This window comes from Streptomyces sp. NPDC003011 (assembly GCF_053591515.1).
The window spans coordinates 1-18,218 of sequence record NZ_JBSFTY010000091.1; the positions used below are offsets into that span (position 1 = coordinate 1).

Annotated in this window: 14 protein-coding genes; 8 read left to right on the plus strand and 6 right to left on the minus strand. The window is 71.8% G+C overall.

Going from position 1 to position 18,218, the window contains the following annotated elements:
• Window positions 1–330 precede the first annotated feature (330 nt).
• Complete coding sequence (locus ACWD0J_RS33840) at window positions 331–3,327, minus strand: bifunctional [glutamine synthetase] adenylyltransferase/[glutamine synthetase]-adenylyl-L-tyrosine phosphorylase (protein ID WP_451499682.1); 2,997 nt, start codon at window positions 3,325–3,327, stop codon at window positions 331–333.
• A 204-nt stretch (window positions 3,328–3,531) separates the two neighbouring features.
• On the opposite strand from ACWD0J_RS33840, the gene ACWD0J_RS33845 reads away from it, so the two are divergent.
• Window positions 3,532–4,056 (plus strand): pyridoxamine 5'-phosphate oxidase family protein, encoded by a 525-nt coding sequence (locus ACWD0J_RS33845; RefSeq protein WP_451499683.1) that lies wholly within the window; start codon window positions 3,532–3,534, stop codon window positions 4,054–4,056.
• Between the two features lie 42 nt (window positions 4,057–4,098).
• Window positions 4,099–4,539 (plus strand): VOC family protein, encoded by a 441-nt coding sequence (locus tag ACWD0J_RS33850; RefSeq protein ID WP_451499708.1) that lies wholly within the window; start codon window positions 4,099–4,101, stop codon window positions 4,537–4,539.
• A gap of 65 nt (window positions 4,540–4,604) precedes the next feature.
• On the opposite strand, the gene ACWD0J_RS33855 is transcribed toward ACWD0J_RS33850, so the two are convergent.
• The gene (locus tag ACWD0J_RS33855) at window positions 4,605–5,966 is read right to left on the minus strand and encodes a glutamine synthetase family protein (RefSeq protein ID WP_451499709.1); all 1,362 of its coding nucleotides are present in this window, start codon (window positions 5,964–5,966) and stop codon (window positions 4,605–4,607) included.
• Between the two features lie 350 nt (window positions 5,967–6,316).
• On the opposite strand from ACWD0J_RS33855, the gene ACWD0J_RS33860 reads away from it, so the two are divergent.
• The 3 genes from ACWD0J_RS33860 to ACWD0J_RS33870 all read left to right on the plus strand — a co-directional run bounded on the left by ACWD0J_RS33860 (window position 6,317) and on the right by ACWD0J_RS33870 (window position 9,882).
• Window positions 6,317–6,979, plus strand: a complete 663-nt coding sequence (locus ACWD0J_RS33860) for a DUF3105 domain-containing protein (protein ID WP_451499684.1) — start codon at window positions 6,317–6,319, stop codon at window positions 6,977–6,979.
• Window positions 6,976–7,593, plus strand: a complete 618-nt coding sequence (locus ACWD0J_RS33865) for a DUF305 domain-containing protein (RefSeq protein ID WP_451499685.1) — start codon at window positions 6,976–6,978, stop codon at window positions 7,591–7,593. Before ACWD0J_RS33860 ends, ACWD0J_RS33865 begins: the two co-directional genes overlap by 4 nt.
• A gap of 243 nt (window positions 7,594–7,836) precedes the next feature.
• Complete coding sequence (locus tag ACWD0J_RS33870) at window positions 7,837–9,882, plus strand: NAD(+) synthase (protein ID WP_451499686.1); 2,046 nt, start codon at window positions 7,837–7,839, stop codon at window positions 9,880–9,882.
• 246 nt (window positions 9,883–10,128) lie between these two features.
• On the opposite strand, the gene ACWD0J_RS33875 is transcribed toward ACWD0J_RS33870, so the two are convergent.
• The 4 genes from ACWD0J_RS33875 to ACWD0J_RS33890 form a co-directional block, all read right to left on the minus strand.
• A complete protein-coding gene (locus tag ACWD0J_RS33875) occupies window positions 10,129–11,355 on the minus strand; it encodes an MFS transporter (protein ID WP_451499687.1) in 1,227 nt (408 codons plus the stop codon).
• 111 nt (window positions 11,356–11,466) lie between these two features.
• Window positions 11,467–12,453: an endonuclease/exonuclease/phosphatase family protein gene (locus ACWD0J_RS33880; RefSeq protein ID WP_451499710.1), complete on the minus strand. Its 987-nt coding sequence runs from the start codon at window positions 12,451–12,453 to the stop codon at window positions 11,467–11,469.
• Between the two features lie 264 nt (window positions 12,454–12,717).
• Entirely contained in the window at window positions 12,718–13,365 is a 648-nt protein-coding gene (locus ACWD0J_RS33885) for a TetR/AcrR family transcriptional regulator (protein WP_451499688.1), read from the minus strand.
• Window positions 13,366–13,500: 135 nt separating this feature from the next.
• A complete protein-coding gene (locus ACWD0J_RS33890; RefSeq protein ID WP_451499689.1) occupies window positions 13,501–15,093 on the minus strand; it encodes an MFS transporter in 1,593 nt (530 codons plus the stop codon).
• A gap of 196 nt (window positions 15,094–15,289) precedes the next feature.
• Between ACWD0J_RS33890 and panB the strand changes: the two genes are divergently transcribed.
• From panB to ACWD0J_RS33905, 3 genes are all read left to right on the plus strand, one after another.
• On the plus strand, window positions 15,290–16,165 hold the full coding sequence (panB, locus tag ACWD0J_RS33895) for a 3-methyl-2-oxobutanoate hydroxymethyltransferase (RefSeq protein ID WP_451499690.1): 876 nt from the start codon (window positions 15,290–15,292) through the stop codon (window positions 16,163–16,165).
• 178 nt (window positions 16,166–16,343) lie between these two features.
• Window positions 16,344–17,369 (plus strand): ATP-binding cassette domain-containing protein, encoded by a 1,026-nt coding sequence (locus tag ACWD0J_RS33900; RefSeq protein ID WP_451499691.1) that lies wholly within the window; start codon window positions 16,344–16,346, stop codon window positions 17,367–17,369.
• Window positions 17,366–18,193 (plus strand): ABC transporter permease, encoded by an 828-nt coding sequence (locus ACWD0J_RS33905; RefSeq protein ID WP_451499692.1) that lies wholly within the window; start codon window positions 17,366–17,368, stop codon window positions 18,191–18,193. The genes ACWD0J_RS33900 and ACWD0J_RS33905 overlap by 4 nt, the downstream gene beginning before the upstream one ends.
• Window positions 18,194–18,218: the final 25 nt, after the last annotated feature.

An 18,218-nucleotide genomic window follows, 5' to 3' on the forward strand; every position in this document is an offset into this window, starting at 1 on the left:
GGGGCCCGGAGAAGTTCCGCCAGGTCCTGGAGGACGAGTACCTCAAGCGCAAGCTGACCGACGGCCCGGCGCCCGCCGGGTTGGCAGGGCACGTACCTGGGGGGCGGGACACGCGCCGGGTTGGCCGCCGTCCGGCAAGCGCGCCGGGTTCGCCAGGGCGCCCGCCGGGTCAAACGCCGGCCGGCAAGCGCCAGAGCAGCCGTCGGGCAAGCGCCGTCCGGCGGACATGCCGGGGTCACCGAGGCGGGCGCCAGGTCAGTCGCCGGTCGGCACACACGCCGGGGGCGCCGAGGCGCGCGCCAGGTCGGTCGTCGGTCGGTAAGCGGCGGGTCAGCCGCCGTAGAACAGTTCGTCCACCACGCCGCGGGCCCGTCGCGCCGTGCGCCGGTAGTCGTCCAGCATGTCCCCGATGTGCCCGGGACCGTATCCGAGGTAGCGGCCCACCGCGGCCAGTTCCCGTGCCTCCGACGGGAAGGTGTCGCCGGCCCGCCCCCGCACCAGCATCACCGCGTTGCGCACCCGTGTGGCGAGCACCCATGCCTCGTCGAGGATCGTCCTGTCCTCTGGCCGGACCAGGCCGGCCGCGCACGCGGCGGCGAGGGCGGCCCGGGTCCGGGTCGTCCGCAGTCCGGGCACCCGCGCCCCATGCCGCATCTGCATCAGCTGCACGGTCCACTCGACGTCGGACAGCCCGCCGGGCCCGAGCTTGGTGTGCAGCTTCGGGTCGGCGCCGCGCGGCATCCGCTCCGACTCCATCCGGGCCTTCAGCCGTCGGATCTCGCGTACGGCGTCGTCGCCGAGCCCCGCGGCCGGGTACCGCAGCGGGTCGATCAGCTCGATGAAGCGGCGCCCCAACTCCTCGTCCCCGGCGACGGGTTCGGCGCGCAGCAGCGCCTGTGCCTCCCAGACCAGGGACCAGCGGCGGTAGTAGGCCCGGTACGAGTTCAACGTCCGTACCAGCGGGCCCGACTTGCCCTCGGGGCGCAGGTCGGCGTCGATGAGCAGCGGCGGGTCGGCGCTGGGGATCTGGAGCAGGCGGCGTATCTCGGAGACGACCTTGTTGGCGGCCTCGGAGGCCGTGCGTTCGTCGACGCCCTCGCGCGGCTCGTGCACGAAGAGCACGTCGGCGTCCGAGCCGTAGCCCAGCTCGTGGCCGCCGAAGCGGCCCATGCCGATGATCGCGAACCGGGTGGGCAGGCTCTCCCCCCAGGTGTCCCGGACCACCGCGCGCAGGGTGCCCGCGAGGGTGGCCGACGTCAGGTCGGACACCGCGCCGCCGGACCGGTCCACGAGCGCGCCCTGGTCGGCCTCGGCCTGCTGGGCCTCGGTGCCGTAGGAGCCGATGATGTCCGCGGCGGCCGTCCGGAACAGCTCGCGGCGGCGGACCCCGCGGGCGGCCGTCACCGCCTGCACTGCCCCGTCGGCGCGGCCGACCGCGGCGAGGATCTCCTGCTCCAGGTGGGCCCGCCCGCGCGGCTCCAGACCGCCCCCGTCGCCGTCCCCGAGCAGCGCCACCGCCTCGGGCGCGCGCATCAGCAGGTCGGGGGCGAGCCGGCCGGCGGACAGGACGCGGGCGAGGTTCTCGGCGGCGGCGCCCTCGTCCCGCAGCAGCCGCAGGTACCAGGGCGTCTTGCCCAACGCGTCCGACACCTTGCGGAAGTTGAGGAGTCCGGCGTCCGGGTCGGCGGAGTCGGCGAACCAGCCGAGCATCACCGGCAGCAGGGTGCGCTGGATCGCGGCCTTGCGGGTCACCCCGGACGCCAGCGCCTCCAGGTGCCGCAGGGCCGCCGCCGGGTCGGCGTACCCGAGGGCCACCAGCCGCTCCCGGGCCGCCTCGGGGCTCAACCGAGCTTCACCGGTGGCCAGTTGGGCGACCGCGTCGAGCAGGGGGCGGTAGAAGAGCTTCTCGTGCAGGCGGCGGACGACGCCGGTGTGCCGCTTCCACTCGCGGGTCAGCTCGGCGACCGGGTCGGCGCGCAGGCCGAGGGAACGGCCCAGGCGCCGCAGGTCGGCCTCGTCCTCGGGGACGAGGTGGGTGCGGCGCAGCCGGTAGAGCTGGATGCGGTGCTCCATGGTGCGCAGGAAACGGTAGGCGTCGTCGAGCTGGACGGCGTCGGCGCGGCCGACGTACCCACCGGCCGCCAGTGCCTGCAACGCGTCCAGGGTGGTGCCGCTGCGCAGCGAGGCGTCGGCCCGTCCGTGCACCAACTGGAGGAGCTGTACGGCGAATTCGACGTCACGGAGACCACCCGGGCCGAGCTTCAGCTCGCGTTCGACCTCGGCGACGGGGATGTTCTCGACGACCCGGCGGCGCATCTTCTGCACGTCGGCGACGAAGTTCTCGCGCTCGGCGGCCTTCCAGACGAGGGGTTCCAGGGCGGCGACGTACTCCGCTCCGAGTTCGAGGTCACCGGCCACCGGGCGGGCCTTGAGCAGGGCCTGGAACTCCCAGGTCTTGGCCCAGCGCTGGTAGTAGGCGCGGTGGCTGGAGAGCGTGCGCACCAGCGGGCCGTTTCTGCCCTCGGGGCGGAGGTTGGCGTCCACGGGCCAGATCGAGCCCTCGACGGTGGTCTCGGAGCAGATGCGCATCAGGTGCGAGGCGAGCTTGGCGGCGGACCGGACGGCCTTGCCCTCGTCGGCGCCCTCGACGGCCTCGCCGACGAAGATGACGTCGACGTCGGAGACGTAGTTCAGCTCGTGGCCGCCGCACTTGCCCATCGCGATCACCGCGAGCCGGCACAGCGCGGCGTCGTCAGGGGCGGCGGCGCGGGCGATGGCGAGCGCGGCGCGCAGGGTGGCGGTGGCGAGGTCGGCCAGCTCGGCGGCGGTCTCGGCGATGTCGGTGGTGCCGCACACGTCCCGGGCGGCGATGGACAGCAGGCAGCGCCGGTAGGCGACGCGCAGGGCGACCGGGTCGGTGGCCTCGGCGAGACCGCGTTCGAACTCCTGCACCCCAGGGTGCAGGTCACGCGGCTCGTACATGACGAGGGCGTGCCAGTCGCCGGGGTGCCGGGCGAGGTGGTCGGCGAGCGCGGCGGAGGCGCCGAGCACGCCGAGCAGCCGGTCGCGCAGCGGCTTGGCGGCTATCACCGTGTCGAGCAGTTCGCGCCGGGCGGTGGGGGCGGACTGCGCCTCCAGCAGCCGGACGAGACCGTGCAGCGCGAGATCGGGGTCGGCGGTGGCGCCCAGCGCCTCCAGCAGGACCGGGTCGTTCCTGATGGGCGCGAGCTCGGCGCTGTCCAGCAGGCGCTCGGCGGCGGAGGGATCGGTGAAGCCGTGCCGCAGCAGTCGTGTGAAGGTACTGCTCCTGCGCCCCGGCGCCGTCATCCCGGCCTCCCGTCCGATCAAGGTCGTACGCGCCCGAGCCTAACCGGAGTGCTGGTGAGAAGCTCCCGGGCGGGCGGCGACGAGTTGTGGTGACCGGCGGGCGGCAGGGGCGGCGGCGCCGGGTGGCCAGTTGCCGCGGCGCGGCGGGTCTGCACCGGCGCGGGCGGGGAAGGCCTGAGGTGAGACATGTCTGGAGGGCCGCTGATGACGGACAAGGAAACCGAACGGGTGCCCGAAGCCCGGCTCGACCCGCGCTACAGCGACGAGACGGCCGCCGCGATCCCCTGGCCGGACGCCGAGGCGCTGCTGGCCGCGGCGGAGCTGTTCTGGATCTCGACGGTACGGCCGGACGGGCGGCCGCACGTGACCCCGCTGCCCGCGGTCTGGGCGCACGGCGCGCTGCACTTCTGCACCGGCCCGGACGAGCGCAAGGCGAAGAACCTCGCGCACAACCCGAACGTCGTGCTGACCACCGGCACGAACATCTGGGACAAGGGCTACGACCTGGTGGTGGAGGGCGAGGCGGTGCGCGTGTCGGACGACGGCCGGCTGCGTGAGCTGGCGGCCGCGTGGGAGACGAAGTACGGAGATTTCTGGCACTTCGAGGTACGGGAGGGGTATTTCCATCACGGTCCGGGCCACGCCGTCGTCTACGCGGTGGCGCCGCACACCGTTTTCGGCTTCGGTAAGGGCGAGCCGTTCAGCCAGACGCGGTGGCGGTTCGTGTGACGCCCCGCGAGTGACGTACGACGAAGGAGTCGTCCCATGCCCCTGCAGATGAGCCTCGAAGTGGTCCTGCTGCCGGTGTCCGACGTGGACCGGGCCAAGGAGTTCTACCGGGACAAGGTCGGCTTCCACGTGGACCTGGACGGCGAGGTCATGCCCGGCGTACGGATCGTGCAGCTGACGCCGCCCGGTTCCGGCTGCTCCATCGCCCTCGTCGACGGCCTCCAGGTCCCGACGGGCACCCCGCAGCCGGGCACGTACCACGGGCTCCAGCTGTGCGTCACGGACGCGAAGGCCGCCTACGAGGAACTGACCGCGCGCGGTCTCGACGTCAGCGAGCCGCAGCAGTTCGCCCCGCAGGACGGCGCGACCTTCATGTACTTCAAGGACCCGGACGGCAACGGCTGGGCGATCCAGGAGTACCGCCGCCGGGAGACGGAACCGCTGCACAAGCTACTGGCGGACCTGGCCGCCCGGGACGCGTGAGGACGACGGACACGGAAGGGGAGCCCGCGCGTCCGCGAGCTCCCCTCCCCCGGCCGTGACCCCGCCTACAGCACCGGCAGGTTCTTCCGCAGCTCGAACGCGGTGACCTCGCTGCGGTACTCCTCCCACTCCTGGCGCTTGTTGCGCAGGAAGAAGTCGAAGACGTGCTCGCCCAGCGTCTCGGCGACCAGGTCGCTGCGCTCCATCAGGGTCAGGGCCTCGCCGAGGTTCTGCGGGAGGGGCTCGATGCCCATCGCGCGGCGCTCGGCGTCGGAGAGGGCCCAGACGTCGTCCTCGGCGCCCGGGGGAAGCTCGTAGCCCTCCTCGACGCCCTTGAGGCCGGCGGCCAGGAGCATCGCGTACGCCAGGTACGGGTTGGCGCCGGAGTCGATGGAGCGGACCTCGATGCGGGCCGAGCCGGTCTTGCCGGGCTTGTACATCGGGACGCGGACCAGGGCGGAGCGGTTGTTGTGGCCCCAGCAGATGTAGGACGGGGCCTCGCCGCCGGCGCCGGCCGTGCGCTCGGTGCCGCCCCAGATGCGCTTGTAGGAGTTCACCCACTGGTTGGTGATGGCGGCGATCTCCGCCGCGTGCTTGAGCAGGCCCGCGATGAAGGAGCGGCCGACCTTGGAGAGCTGGTACTCCGCGCCGGACTCGTAGAACGCGTTGCGGTCGCCCTCGAAGAGCGAGAGGTGCGTGTGCATGCCGGAGCCGGGGTGCTCGGAGAACGGCTTCGGCATGAAGGTCGCCTGGACGCCCTGCTCCAGCGCCACCTGCTTCATGACCAGGCGGAACGTCATGATGTTGTCGGCGGTGGAGAGCGCGTCGGCGTAGCGGAGGTCGATCTCCTGCTGGCCGGGGGCGCCCTCGTGGTGGGAGAACTCGACCGAGATGCCCATCGACTCCAGCATGGTGATCGCCTGGCGGCGGAAGTCCATGCCGATGTTCTGCGGGGTGTGGTCGAAGTAACCGGAGTTGTCGGCCGGGGTCGGCCGGGAGCCGTCGGTCGGCTTGTCCTTCAGCAGGAAGAACTCGATCTCCGGGTGGGTGTAGAAGGTGAACCCCAGGTCGGAGGTGCGGGCCAGGGCACGCTTGAGCACGTACCGCGGGTCGGCGAAGGACGGGGAGCCGTCCGGCATGAGGATGTCGCAGAACATCCGGGCGGTGCCGGGGGCCTCCGCGCGCCACGGCAGGACCTGGAAGGTCGACGGGTCCGGCTTGGCGATCATGTCGGACTCGTAGACCCGGGCGAAGCCCTCGATCGCGGAGCCGTCGAAACCGATCCCCTCATCGAATGCCTGTTCGAGCTCGGCCGGGGCCACGGCGACGGACTTGAGGAAGCCCAGTACGTCCGTGAACCACAGGCGTACGAACCGGATGTCACGCTCCTCCAACGTCCGGAGCACGAACTCCTGCTGCTTGTCCATCTTGCGCTTCCCCATCCTTGCTGGTCAGGCCGCCTGTCTCCGGTCCCGCAGGAGGCGGTCGGGCACCCGAGCATCCCACCACAACACCATTTCATGCGCGTTGCGTACCTTGATCTTCCAGCCGGCCTCGGTGTGAACGCCTCGCGTGCGGCAGATGTACTGCTCTGCCGCCCATCTTGCCTGCTCGGACCGACATCCGTAACGCCGGGACTCCCCCGAGCTGCCGGACGCCCCGGGAAGCCCGCCCGCGGGCCCGTTCTTCGGCCATTCCTGTGCCCGCTCTACGAGAGTCCTTTCCCTCCCCCTTACGATCAGCGGACCGACCGGTCCCTTTCCCCGAAGGACGTCTCATGGGCTCCGCCAAGAACAGCAGCAACGCGACCCGCAAGGAGCGCATAGAGGAGATGCGGCGCGCCGAGCAGTCCCGGGAGCGCCGCAACCGGATCCTCACCGTCGCCGCGAGCGTGGCGGTCGTCGCCGGTCTCGTCGTGGGCGGTGTCGTCCTCGTGCAGTCGCAGTCCGACGACAGCGGCTCGGCGTCCGACGCGAAGAACACCGGGACGTTCGTCACCGGCGCGGACGGCGTGAAGAAGTGGGACGGGAAGCTCAGCCAGACCCACGTCACCAAGGCCGTGAAGTACCCGACCGAGCCTCCCGTCGGCGGCGACCACAACCAGGTCTGGATGAACTGCAACGGCGACGTCTACACCAAGGAACTCAACAACATGAACGCCGTGCACTCCCTGGAGCACGGCGCGGTGTGGGTGACGTACACCAGCAAGGCCCCGAAGGCGGACGTGGACGCGCTGGCCGCGAAGGTGAAGCAGACCCCGTACACGCTGATGAGTCCGGACGAGAAGCAGGCCGACCCGATCATGCTGACCGCGTGGGGCCACCAGCGCACGGTGACCGGCGCCGACGACCCGAACGTGGAGAAGTTCCTCGCGAAGTTCGTGCAGGGCGAGCAGACGCCTGAGCCGGGCGCCGCGTGCACGGGAGGTCTGCCGCAGTGAGGTCCGCCGCAGTGGCCGCCGCCGTGGCCGGGGTGCTGGCCGCGGCGGGCGCCATCAGTTACGCCGTCGCCGAGGACGACGGCTCCCGGGAGATCCCCGCCGTCGACTCCGCGGACGCCGGGTTCGCCCGGGACATGGCGGTGCACCACCAGCAGGCCGTCGAGATGTCGTACCTCGTGCGCGACCGCACCGACGACGAGGAGGTCCGGCGCCTCGCCTACGACATCGCGCAGACGCAGGCCAACCAGCGCGGCATGCTGCTGGGCTGGCTCGACCTGTGGGGGCTGCCGAAGGTGTCCGCGGACCCGCCGATGACCTGGATGGGCATGAGCGGCATGCCCGCCGGCAAGGACGGGGCACTGATGCCGGGGATGGCGACCAACAGCGAGATGAAGAAGCTGGACACGCTGAGCGGCAAGCAGGCGGAGGTCTTCTACCTCCAGCTGATGACGGACCATCACCGGGGCGGCGTCCACATGGCCCGAGGCTGCGCGGCCAGGTGCGCGGGCGGCGTGGAGAAGCGGCTCGCGCAGGGCATGGTCGACGGTCAGCAGTCGGAGATCCAGCTGATGGCGGACCTCCTCCGGGAGCGGGACGCGAAACCCCGGGCGTAGGGCGGCCCCGGGCGGTAGGGCGGGCCCCGGCCGCAGGGCAGCCCCCGGGCGCAGGGCGGGCCCCGGGCGCAGGGCGGCCCCCGGGCGTACCGCCCTCGTCGCCCTGCCGGCGGTACGGAGGGGCCGTCAGCCATAGTGTCGCTCTGACGATTACACTGGACGTGTGTCTCGACCCGGACTCGTGCTGACGAGATCCACCGCGTTCGTCCTCCGTGCCCGTCCACTCCTCCCGAGGAAGCACCCTTGAACTTCTGGTCGGTCTATCAGCACGGCTTCGCCCGCATCGCCGCGTGCACGGGCCACACCGTCATCGCGGACCCTCCCGCCAACGCCTCCGCGGTCCTGCGCCAGGCGCGTGAGTGCGCGCGGGACGGGGTCGCGGTCGCCGTCTTCCCCGAGCTGGGCCTGTGCGGCTACTCGATCGAGGACCTGCTGCTGCAGGACGCGCTGCTGGACGAGGTCGAGCAGGCGGTCCGGTCCGTCGTCGAGGGGTCGGCGGAGCTGCTGCCGGTGCTGGTCGTCGGAGCCCCGCTGCGTCACCGCAACCGGATCTACAACTGCGCGGTGATCGTGCACCGCGGCCGGGTGCTCGGTGTCGTGCCCAAGTCGTACCCGCCGAACTACCGGGAGTTCTACGAGCGCCGGCAGATCGCCGGGGGCGACGACGAGCGCGGCGGGACGATCCGGGTGGGCGGCCAGGAGGTGCCGTTCGGCGTGGACCTGCTCTTCGAGGCGGCGGACGTGCCCGGCCTGGTGCTGCACGCGGAGGTCTGCGAGGACATGTGGGTCCCGGTGCCGCCGAGCGCCGAGGCCGCCCTGGCCGGTGCGACCGTCCTGGTCAATCTCTCGGGCAGCCCGATCACGGTCGGCCGGGCCGAGGACCGCAAGCTGCTGTGCCGCTCGGCGTCCTCCCGCTGCCTCGCCGCGTACGTCTACTCGGCGGCCGGTCTCGGTGAGTCGACCACCGACCTGTCCTGGGACGGGCAGACCCTGATCTACGAGAACGGGGTGCTGCTGGCGGAGTCCGACCGCTTCGCGGCCGGCGACCAGTACGCGGTGGCCGACGTGGACCTCGACCTGCTGCGGCAGGAGCGGATGCGGATGGGCACGTTCGACGACAACCGCCGTACGCACGCCGCGCGGACCGCGGGATTCCGGACGGTGTCCTTCGCACTCGACCCGCCGCTCACGGACCTGGGGCTGCGCCGCCGCCTGGAGCGGTTCCCGTTCGTGCCCGCCGACTCGGACCGGCTCGCCCAGGACTGCTACGAGGCGTACAACATCCAGGTCGCCGGACTGCAGCAGCGGCTCGCCGCGATCGGCGGCCCGAAGGTGGTCATCGGGGTGTCCGGCGGTCTCGACTCGACACACGCGCTGATCGTCGCCGCCCAGGCGATGGACCGCGCGGGCCGCCCGCGCAGCGACATCCTGGCCTTCACCCTGCCCGGCTTCGCCACCAGCGACCACACCAAGGACAACGCCCACAAGCTGATGCGCTCCCTCGGCGTCACGGCGGCCGAGCTGGACATCACGCCGACCGCACGGCTGATGCTGAAGGAGATCGGCCACCCGTTCGCCTCCGGCGAGCCGGTGTACGACGTGACCTTCGAGAACGTGCAGGCGGGGCTGCGCACCGACTACCTGTTCCGGCTCGCCAACCAGCGCGGCGGCATCGTGCTCGGGACGGGTGACCTGTCGGAGCTGGCGCTCGGCTGGTCCACCTACGGCGTGGGCGACCAGATGAGCCACTACAACGTCAACTCGGGCGTGCCCAAGACGCTGATGCAGCATCTGATCCGCTGGGTCATCGCCAGCGGCCAGTTCGACGAGGACACCGGGAAGACGCTCGCCGCGATCCTCGACACCGAGATCAGCCCGGAACTCGTACCGGGCGAGGAGATGCAGTCCACGGAGTCCAAGATCGGTCCGTACGCGCTGCACGACTTCACTCTCTTCCACGTGCTGCGCTACGGCTTCAGGCCGTCGAAGATCGCCTTCCTGGCCTGGCACGCCTGGCACGACGCGGAGGCCGGCGCCTGGCCGCCGCACTTCCCGGAGGCCAAGCGGGTGGCGTACGACCTGCCCGAGATCCGGCACTGGCTGGAGGAGTTCTGCCGTCGCTTCTTCGCGTTCGCGCAGTTCAAGCGATCCGCCATGCCGAACGGGCCGAAGGTCTCGGCCGGCGGTTCGCTCTCCCCCCGCGGGGACTGGCGCGCACCGTCCGACGGCACGGCCCGGGCCTGGCTGCGCGACCTGGCCCGCTTCGACCTCCCGGAGGCCGACAGCTGACCGCGGACAGCTGACCGCTGACCGCTGACCGCTCAGCGGGGCGGTGCGCCTGACCGGTCGGGCGCATGTGCGCGGCGGTGGCCCCCCGCTCGCGCCCGGCCGCCCGGCCGCCCGGCCGGGTCTTCGGCGCGGATCCACCGCGTGGGCCGCGGCGGCCACCGGCCGGCCGGGCGCCGCCACCGGCACCACCGGGAGTCCGGATACGGCCTCCGGCCGGGCGCCACCGGGCGTCCGGATACGGCCTGCTTACGACCCCGACCGCACCCTCTCCTTCGACGCCCCCGGCACCCGCGCCACGACGACCCGCATCGGTCCGCTCGCCGGCGCCCTGCGCCGGTCCACGACACCGGCCGCGCCGGCCACCGCCAGGCCGACGACCGCGAGGGCGGCGCCGGCCGTCGCCGGAGACGTCACGCCGAAGCCCGCGGCGAGCGCGAGACCGCCGATCCACGCACCCCCGGCGTTCGCCAGGTTGAACGCGGCCTGGTTGGCCGAGGACGCGAGAGACGGGGCCGCCGACGCCTTCTCCATGACCATCAGTTGGAGCGGGGACCCCGTCACGAACGCCGCCGCACCGAGCAGCGCCACCGCGACGGCCGCGCTCCACGCCGTGTTCATCAGCAGCGGGAACAGTGCCAGCACCGCCACCAGCGACACCAGACCGCCGTACAGCGTGCCGCGCATCGAGTGATCGGCCAGCCGGCCGCCCAGCAGGTTGCCCGCCGTCGCGCCCACGCCGAACAGCGCGAGCAGCAGCGTCACGCTGCCGTCGGTGTACCCGGCGGCGTCGGTCAGCATCGGCGTGATGTAGCTGTACGCGGCGAACAGGGCCCCGAAGCCCGCCACGGTCGTCCCGAGGGCCAGCCAGACGGGGAGGGACCTCAGCGCCGCGAGTTCGCCGCGCAGGCCCGTGCTCGGAGCGGAGGCGTGGTCGTGCGGGATGAGCAGGGCCAGCGAGGCTATGGCCGCGAGGCCGATCGCGCCGACGCCGAGGAAGGTGGCCCGCCAGCCCAAGTGCTGGCCCATGAGGGTGGCGACGGGGACGCCGGCGATGTTGGCGACGGTCAGGCCGAGGAACATCAGGGAGACGGAGCGGGCCTTGCGCTCCGGAGCCACCATGGTCGTGGCGACGACGGCGCCCACGCCGAAGAAGGCGCCGTGCGGCAGGCCGCTGACGAAGCGGGCCGCCAGCAGCCAGTGGTGGTCGGGGGCGAAGGCGGAGAGCGCGTTGCCCACCACGAACAGCGCCATCAGGCCGATCAGGACCGTGCGACGGGACATCCGCGAGGTGACGGCGGCCAGCAGCGGCGCGCCGATCACCACGCCGAGCGCGTACGCCGAGACCAGATGTCCGGCGGTGGGGATCGAGACGTGCAGGTCGTCCGCGACGTCGGGCAGCAGGCCCATCATCACGAACTCGGTCGTACCGATGCCGAAGGCGCCCACGGCGAGGGCGAGCAGGGCCAGGGGCATAGAGGTGCCTGTGCCTTTCAGGGGAGAGCGGTGTTCCGTACGGGGTGACGCTTCTTATGTTCAAGTACGGAACAAAGGCTCCCTGGCCCCGTATTCCTGGTGTCGCCGGGACTACGAGGATGTGTCCGCGTTCACATTCACCCGTGCGGCCACCGGGAGATGGTCGCTCGGGGTCTTCGGCAGCGTCCACGAGCTCTCCGGCTCGATTCCCTTGACCATGATCTGGTCGATCCGCGCCATCGGGAACGACGCGGGCCAGCTGAACCCGAAGCCGCTGCCCACCGCGCCCTGCGTGGAGCGCATCTGGGAGGTGACGCCGTTGAGCGCGCGGTCGTTCATGGTGCCGTTCAGGTCGCCGAGCAGCACCACCCGGGTGAGCTTCTCGCCGGCGATGGCCTCGCCGAGGGCGTCCGCGCTCTTGTCGCGCTGGCGGGCCGTGAACCCGGCCTCCAGCTTCACCCGGACCGACGGGAGGTGGGCGACGTACACCGCGACCTGCCCGGCCGGGGTGGTCACGGTGGCGCGCAGCGCGCGGGTCCAGCCGAGCTTGATGTCGACGGCCTTGACGCCGGTCACCGGGTACTTGCTCCACAGCCCGACCGTGCCTTCGACCGCGTGGTGCTCGTACGTCGACGCCAGCGCCTTCTCGTACACCGGGACCGCCGACGTGGTCAGCTCCTCCAGGGCCACCACGTCCGCGCCGGACGCGGCCACGTCACGGGCGGTGCCGGACGGATCCGGGTTGCCCGCGTTGACGTTGTGCGTGGCCACCGTGAGGTCGCCGCCGGCGCCCGCCTTGTCGGTGAGCAGTCCGCCGAAGAGGTTCAGCCAGACGATCGCGGGGAGCAGCACCGCGATCACCGCGGTCGCGGACCTGCGCACCAGCGCGAGCAGCAGCAGGACCGGGACGCACAGGCCCAGCCAGGGCAGGAAGGTCTCGATGAGGCTGCCGAGGTTGCCGACGGCGTTCGGGATCTGCGCGTGCAGCAGCATGACCAGGGCCGTCAGCACCGCCAGGGCGGCGAGAACCGTCCCGCGGCGCCAGATCCGCCGGTCACCGCGCCAGCCGGCGAACAGACGGTTCGCCAGCCGGCTCATCAGGCGCCGGATCCGGGCTCCCCGGTGCTCGGGCCCCGAGCCTCCGTTGTCCGTCTCCGTCATGTACGCCTGCTGCGCCATACCGTCGCCTCACTGCCTGCCGTGCACACCGTTCGTCCCCCGTGTCTAAGACCCTAGGGGATGAACGGCCCCTTCCTGTCCGTCCCCGGGACGGCCGTACGGGCACCATGACGTACAAGTCGGCGGTGTCAGTTCCGTTCCCGGACGGGAAAGCGCCCTCTGTGACGAACCGCGCACAAAGGCCTACCCGGGAGTCGAACTGACGGGCGGTGAGCTGACGGGCCGTAGGCCTTCGAGGACCGTGTCGACCAGCAGTTCCGACAGGCCCTCGGGGAGGTCGGCGTCCGGGCGCATGACGGTGCGCACCAGCATGGGGCCGACGACCATGTCGTTCATCAGCTCGACGTCGATGTCCTGGCGCAGTTCGCCGTTCTCCTGCCCGCGACGCAGCACCTCGACCTGGATCCGGCGCCGGGGCTCGACGACGGCCGCGTGGTACGCGTTCCAGATCTTCGGGCTGCTCTTCATCTGGGCGTAGACGTTGTGCAGGAGCGCGGACGAACGGGTCATCAGTCCGCGCTGGCGCAACTGCTCCATCAGGGCCACGAGGTCGTCGCGCATGGAGGTGCCGGGCAGTTCGGGGTCCGGCGGCTCGGCCGTGCGCACGACGTCGACGAAGAGCTCCTCCTTGCCGCTCCAGCGGCGGTAGATGGTCGCCTTGCCGACGCCGGCGGTCCGGGCGATGCGCTCGATGGAGAGTTCGGCGAGCGGCACGCCCTCTTCCAGGAGCTTCATCACCCCCTCGACGACGGCACGCTCCACCGCCTCGTTGCGGGGGCGGCCCCGGGTGGGGCCGCCCTCCCCGGGCCGGCTGTCGGCGAGGCTGCTCACGTGGCTGGGTCCCTTCTGTGGCCTGGGGCGATTCTGCCCGGTGCGCGGGGGCACGGCGTGCACCGGGCACCGGGCACCGGGGGACGGACCGCGCGGGACGGGCACCGGGGGACGGCGCTCCGCTCCCGCCGGCTCCTACTCCGCCCCCACCAACTCCTGCTCCTCCTCGTCCCGGTGAGGCGCCGTCGGCTTCCCCGGCAGGTACCGGGCCACCACGACCGCGCCGATCACCGCGACGCCCGCTCCGCACAGCGCGGTGACGTGCATCGCGTGCAGGAACGCGTCGTTGGCGTGGCCGGCCAGGGCCCTGCCCTCCGGGCCCAGCCTGGCGGCCACGCCGAGGGTCGTCTCGATGGACTCGCCCGCGGTGTGCCGCAGGCCGGCGGGGAGCATGCCGAGCTTGTCCTCGATGCCGTTGCGGTACGCCGTGGACAGCACCGACCCGAGGAGGGCGATGCCCAGCGCGCCGCCGACCTGGCGGAAGGTGTTGCTGAGCGCGGAGGCGGAGCCGGCCTTCTCGCGGGGCAGGGCCTGCATGATGACGACGCTGACCGGGGTCATGATGTGCGCCATGCCGGTGCCCATGAGGAAGAAGACGACCTCCAGGATCCAGATCGGGGTGTCCGCCTCCAGGGTGGCGAACGCGGCCAGCATCGCGGCGATGATCAGCATGCCGGCGGTGGTGGTGGCCCGGTGGCCGAAGCGGTCGACCAGCAGCCGGGCGCGCGGCGCGAAGATCATCTGGGCGGCGGCCAGCGGCAGCATCAGCAGGCCGGTCTCCAGCGGGGAGTAGCCGCGCACGCTCTGGGTGTAGAAGACCGAGAAGAAGGTGACGCCCATCAGCGCGAAGAAGACCAGCGCGATGGCGGCGATGGCGGCCGAGAAGACCTTGTCCCTGAAGTAGGTGACGTCGATCGAGGGATGGTCGCTGCGCTTCTCGAACACGACGAACGCGACGAGTACGGCGAGACCGGCGCCGATGGTCGCGAGGACGGTGGGGTCGGTGAAGTCGGCGAGTTCACCGCCCTTGATGATGCCGTAGACGAGCAGGACCAGGCCGACGACGGACAGCACGACGCCGACGGGGTCGAGCCGGCCGGGGTTCGGGTCGCGGGAGTCGGGCACCAGCCACAGCATCAGCGCGACCGCGACGACGACGATCGGCACGTTGATGAGGAAGACCGAGCCCCACCAGAAGTGGTCCAGCAGGACGCCGCCGGTGATCGGGCCGATGGCGATGGCGAGGCCGACCCCGCCCGCCCAGATGCCGATGGCCTTGGGCTGCTCCTCGCGCTCGAAGACGTTCATCAGGACGGCGAGGGTGGCGGGCATGACAAAGGCGGCGCCGAGACCCATCACCGCGCGGAAGGTGATGAGCTCGCCCGGCGAGCCGGAGGTGGCGGCCAGGGCGGAGCCGATGCCGAACACCACGAGGCCGCCGAGCAGGACCCTCTTGCGGCCGAGCCGGTCACCGAGGAGTCCGGCGCTGAACAGCAGGCCGGCGAAGACCAGGGTGTAGGAGTTGATCGCCCACTCCAGCTCGCTCTGGGTGGCGCCCAGGCCGGTGGGGGCGGGGGTCGAGATCGTCTTGATGGCGACGTTCAGGATCGAGTTGTCGAGCACCACGATCAGCAGGCTCAGCATCAGCACACCGAGGATCGCCCAGCGGCGCCGGTGCACCGCCTCGGGTATGCGACGCCCGGGGACGCGGTCGGCAGGAGTTGTCATGCCGTCGAGCGTAGGACCATTACGATACGGGACCGTCTCGTATCGTAAATTCTTTACCCAGGTCTTACGCACGGCCCCGCCGGTGCCGTCTCGATCACAGGGGCCTCCCCTAGCCCTCGCCTCCGCGAGGTGCCACCATGGAGGAGATCCGGGGACGCCGTCAGGGCGCCTCGAGATGACTGAAGGAGCCGTTGCCATGACGCAGCTTTCGGCTGCCCAGACCGCTGCCGCAGGTCCCTCGGACGGCAGCAAGGCGCTGTACGGGGGCAAGGGCACCCGCCGTATCACCGTGCGCGATGTCGCCGCCGCCAAGGAGCGCGGCGAGAAGTGGCCCATGCTGACCGCGTACGACGCGATGACCGCGTCCGTCTTCGACGAGGCCGGGATCCCGGTCATGCTGGTCGGGGACTCGGCGGGCAACTGCCACCTCGGGTACGAGACCACCGTGCCCGTCACGCTCGACGAGATGACCATGCTGTCGGCCGCCGTCGTACGGGGCACGCAGCGCGCCCTGATCGTCGGCGACCTGCCCTTCGGCTCCTACCAGGAGGGCCCGGTGCAGGCGCTGCGCTCGGCGACCCGGCTGGTGAAGGAGGCCGGGGTCGGCGCCGTCAAGCTGGAGGGCGGCGAGCGCTCGCACCGGCAGATCGAGCTGCTGGTGGAGTCCGGGATCCCGGTGATGGCGCACATCGGCCTCACCCCGCAGTCGGTGAACGCCATGGGCTACCGCGTCCAGGGACGCGGCGAGGAGGCCGCCCAGCAGCTGCTGCGGGACGCGAAGGCCGTGCAGGACGCGGGGGCGTTCGCGGTGGTCCTGGAGCTGGTCCCGGCGGAACTGGCGGCCGAGGTCACCCGCGTGCTGCACATCCCGACCGTCGGGATCGGCGCCGGTCCCGAGACGGACGCGCAGGTGCTGGTGTGGACGGACATGCTCGGCCTGACCGGCGGCCGGGTGCCGAAGTTCGTGAAGCAGTACGCGAACCTGCGTGAGGTCATGGGGAACGCGGCGAAGGCGTTCGCCGAGGACGTGGTCGGCGGAACGTTCCCGCTGGAGCAGCACAGCGTCCACTGAGCCACTGCGGCACCACGGGCAGCCCGCCGATCTTCCCCCGTCGGCGGGCTGCTGCCGTCCGGGCCCGACCGCCCCGGGGCTCCGCCCCCGGCAGGGTCCGCACCGGCTGTCGGCGCGCTGTCGGGCCTGTCGGTGACATGTCGGTGCTCTGTCGGCCGGGCCTGACAACGTCGTCCCCATGACGCGAATCGACAACAACCCCAGCCGCGCCGCGGGCGCTGTGACCGTACGGGGGCTGGTCAAGCACTACGGCGAGACCAAGGCGCTGGACGGGGTCGACCTGGACGTGCGCGAAGGCACCGTGATGGGCGTGCTCGGACCGAACGGCGCCGGGAAGACCACCCTCGTCCGCATCCTGTCCACCCTGCTCGCCCCCGACGCCGGCCGGGCCACCGTCGCCGGCTACGACGTCGTACGCCAGCCCCGCCAGCTGCGCCGGACGATCGGGCTGACCGGGCAGTACGCCTCCGTGGACGAGAAGCTTCCCGGCTGGGAGAACCTGTACATGATCGGGCGGCTGCTCGACCTGCCCCGCAAGGAGGCCCGCTCCCGTGCCGACGCGCTGCTGGAGCGGTTCTCCCTCACCGAGGCGGCCCGGCGGCCGACGGCGACCTACTCCGGCGGGATGCGGCGGCGGCTCGACCTGGCCGCGTCGATGATCGGGCGGCCCTCCGTGCTGTTTCTGGACGAGCCCACCACCGGTCTCGACCCGCGCACCCGCAACGAGGTGTGGGCCGAGGTCAAGCGGATGGTCGGCGAGGGGGTCACCGTCCTGCTGACCACCCAGTACATGGAGGAGGCCGAGCAACTCGCCTCCGAGCTGACGGTGGTCGACCGCGGCAAGGTCATCGCGGGCGGCGCCATCGAGGAGCTGAAGGCGAAGGTCGGGGGCCGCACCCTGCGGATCCGCCCGGCCGACCCGCTGCACCTGCGGCCGCTCGCCGCCGCGCTGGACGGCCTGGGCATCACCGGGCTGGCCACCACCACCGTGGACGCCGAGCGCGGCACCGTCCTGGTGCCCGTCCTCAGCGACGAGCAACTGACCGCCGTGGTCGGCGCGGTCACCGCGCGCGGCATCACGCTCTCCTCCATCACCACCGAACTGCCCAGCCTGGACGAGGTGTTCCTGTCCCTCACCGGCCACCGTGCCAGTACCCCGCAGGACGCCACGCCCGCCGACGACCGCCAGGAGGTCGCCGTATGAGCGCCGCCACCCTCACCCCCGCCCCCGCCCCCGGCAAGGCGGACGCCCGCATCTCGCTGCGCGGCCATCTGCGCCACACCGGTGCGCTCGTCCGCCGCAACCTGCTGTGGATCCGCCAGGACCCGGAGTCGATGTTCGACGCCGTCCTGTTCCCCATCGTCTTCACGCTGCTGTTCGTGTACGTGTTCGGCGGGTCCATCGGGCAGTCGCTCGGCGGCGGTCAGCAGCAGTACGTGCAGTACGTCGTGCCCGGCCTGCTGGCCATGATGGGCATGAACATGGCCCAGGGCGTGGGCACCGGCTTCAACCAGGACTTCAACTCCGGTGTCATGGACCGTTTCCGGTCCCTGCCGATCGGGCGCGGCTCGGTGCTGATCGCGAAGATAGCCGTAGAGCTGATGCGCATGCTGATCGCCACCGGGATCCTCCTGATCGTCGGCGTCCTCGTCGGCTTCGACATCACCCACTGGCCCGGACTGCTCGCCGCCGTGGGGCTGTCCGCGGTGTTCGGCACCGCCCTGATGTGGATCTTCCTCACGCTCGGCGTCGTCATGAAGAGCGCCCAGTCCGTGCAGGCCATGGGCTTTTTGGTGCTGATGCCGCTGCAGTTCGGCTCGTCGATCTTCGCGCCGACCCAGTCGATGCCGGGCTGGCTGCAGAACTTCACCGACTACAACCCGCTGTCCTCGCTCGCCGACGCGGCCCGTGGACTGATGGTGGGCGGCCCGGTCGCGCACGACCTGTGGGTGACGCTGGGCTGGTCGGTGGCCCTGACGGCGGTGATGGCGCCGATCGCGATCCACAAGTTCCGCACCAAGAGCTGACCCGTCGGCGCGCCCGCGGTCACGG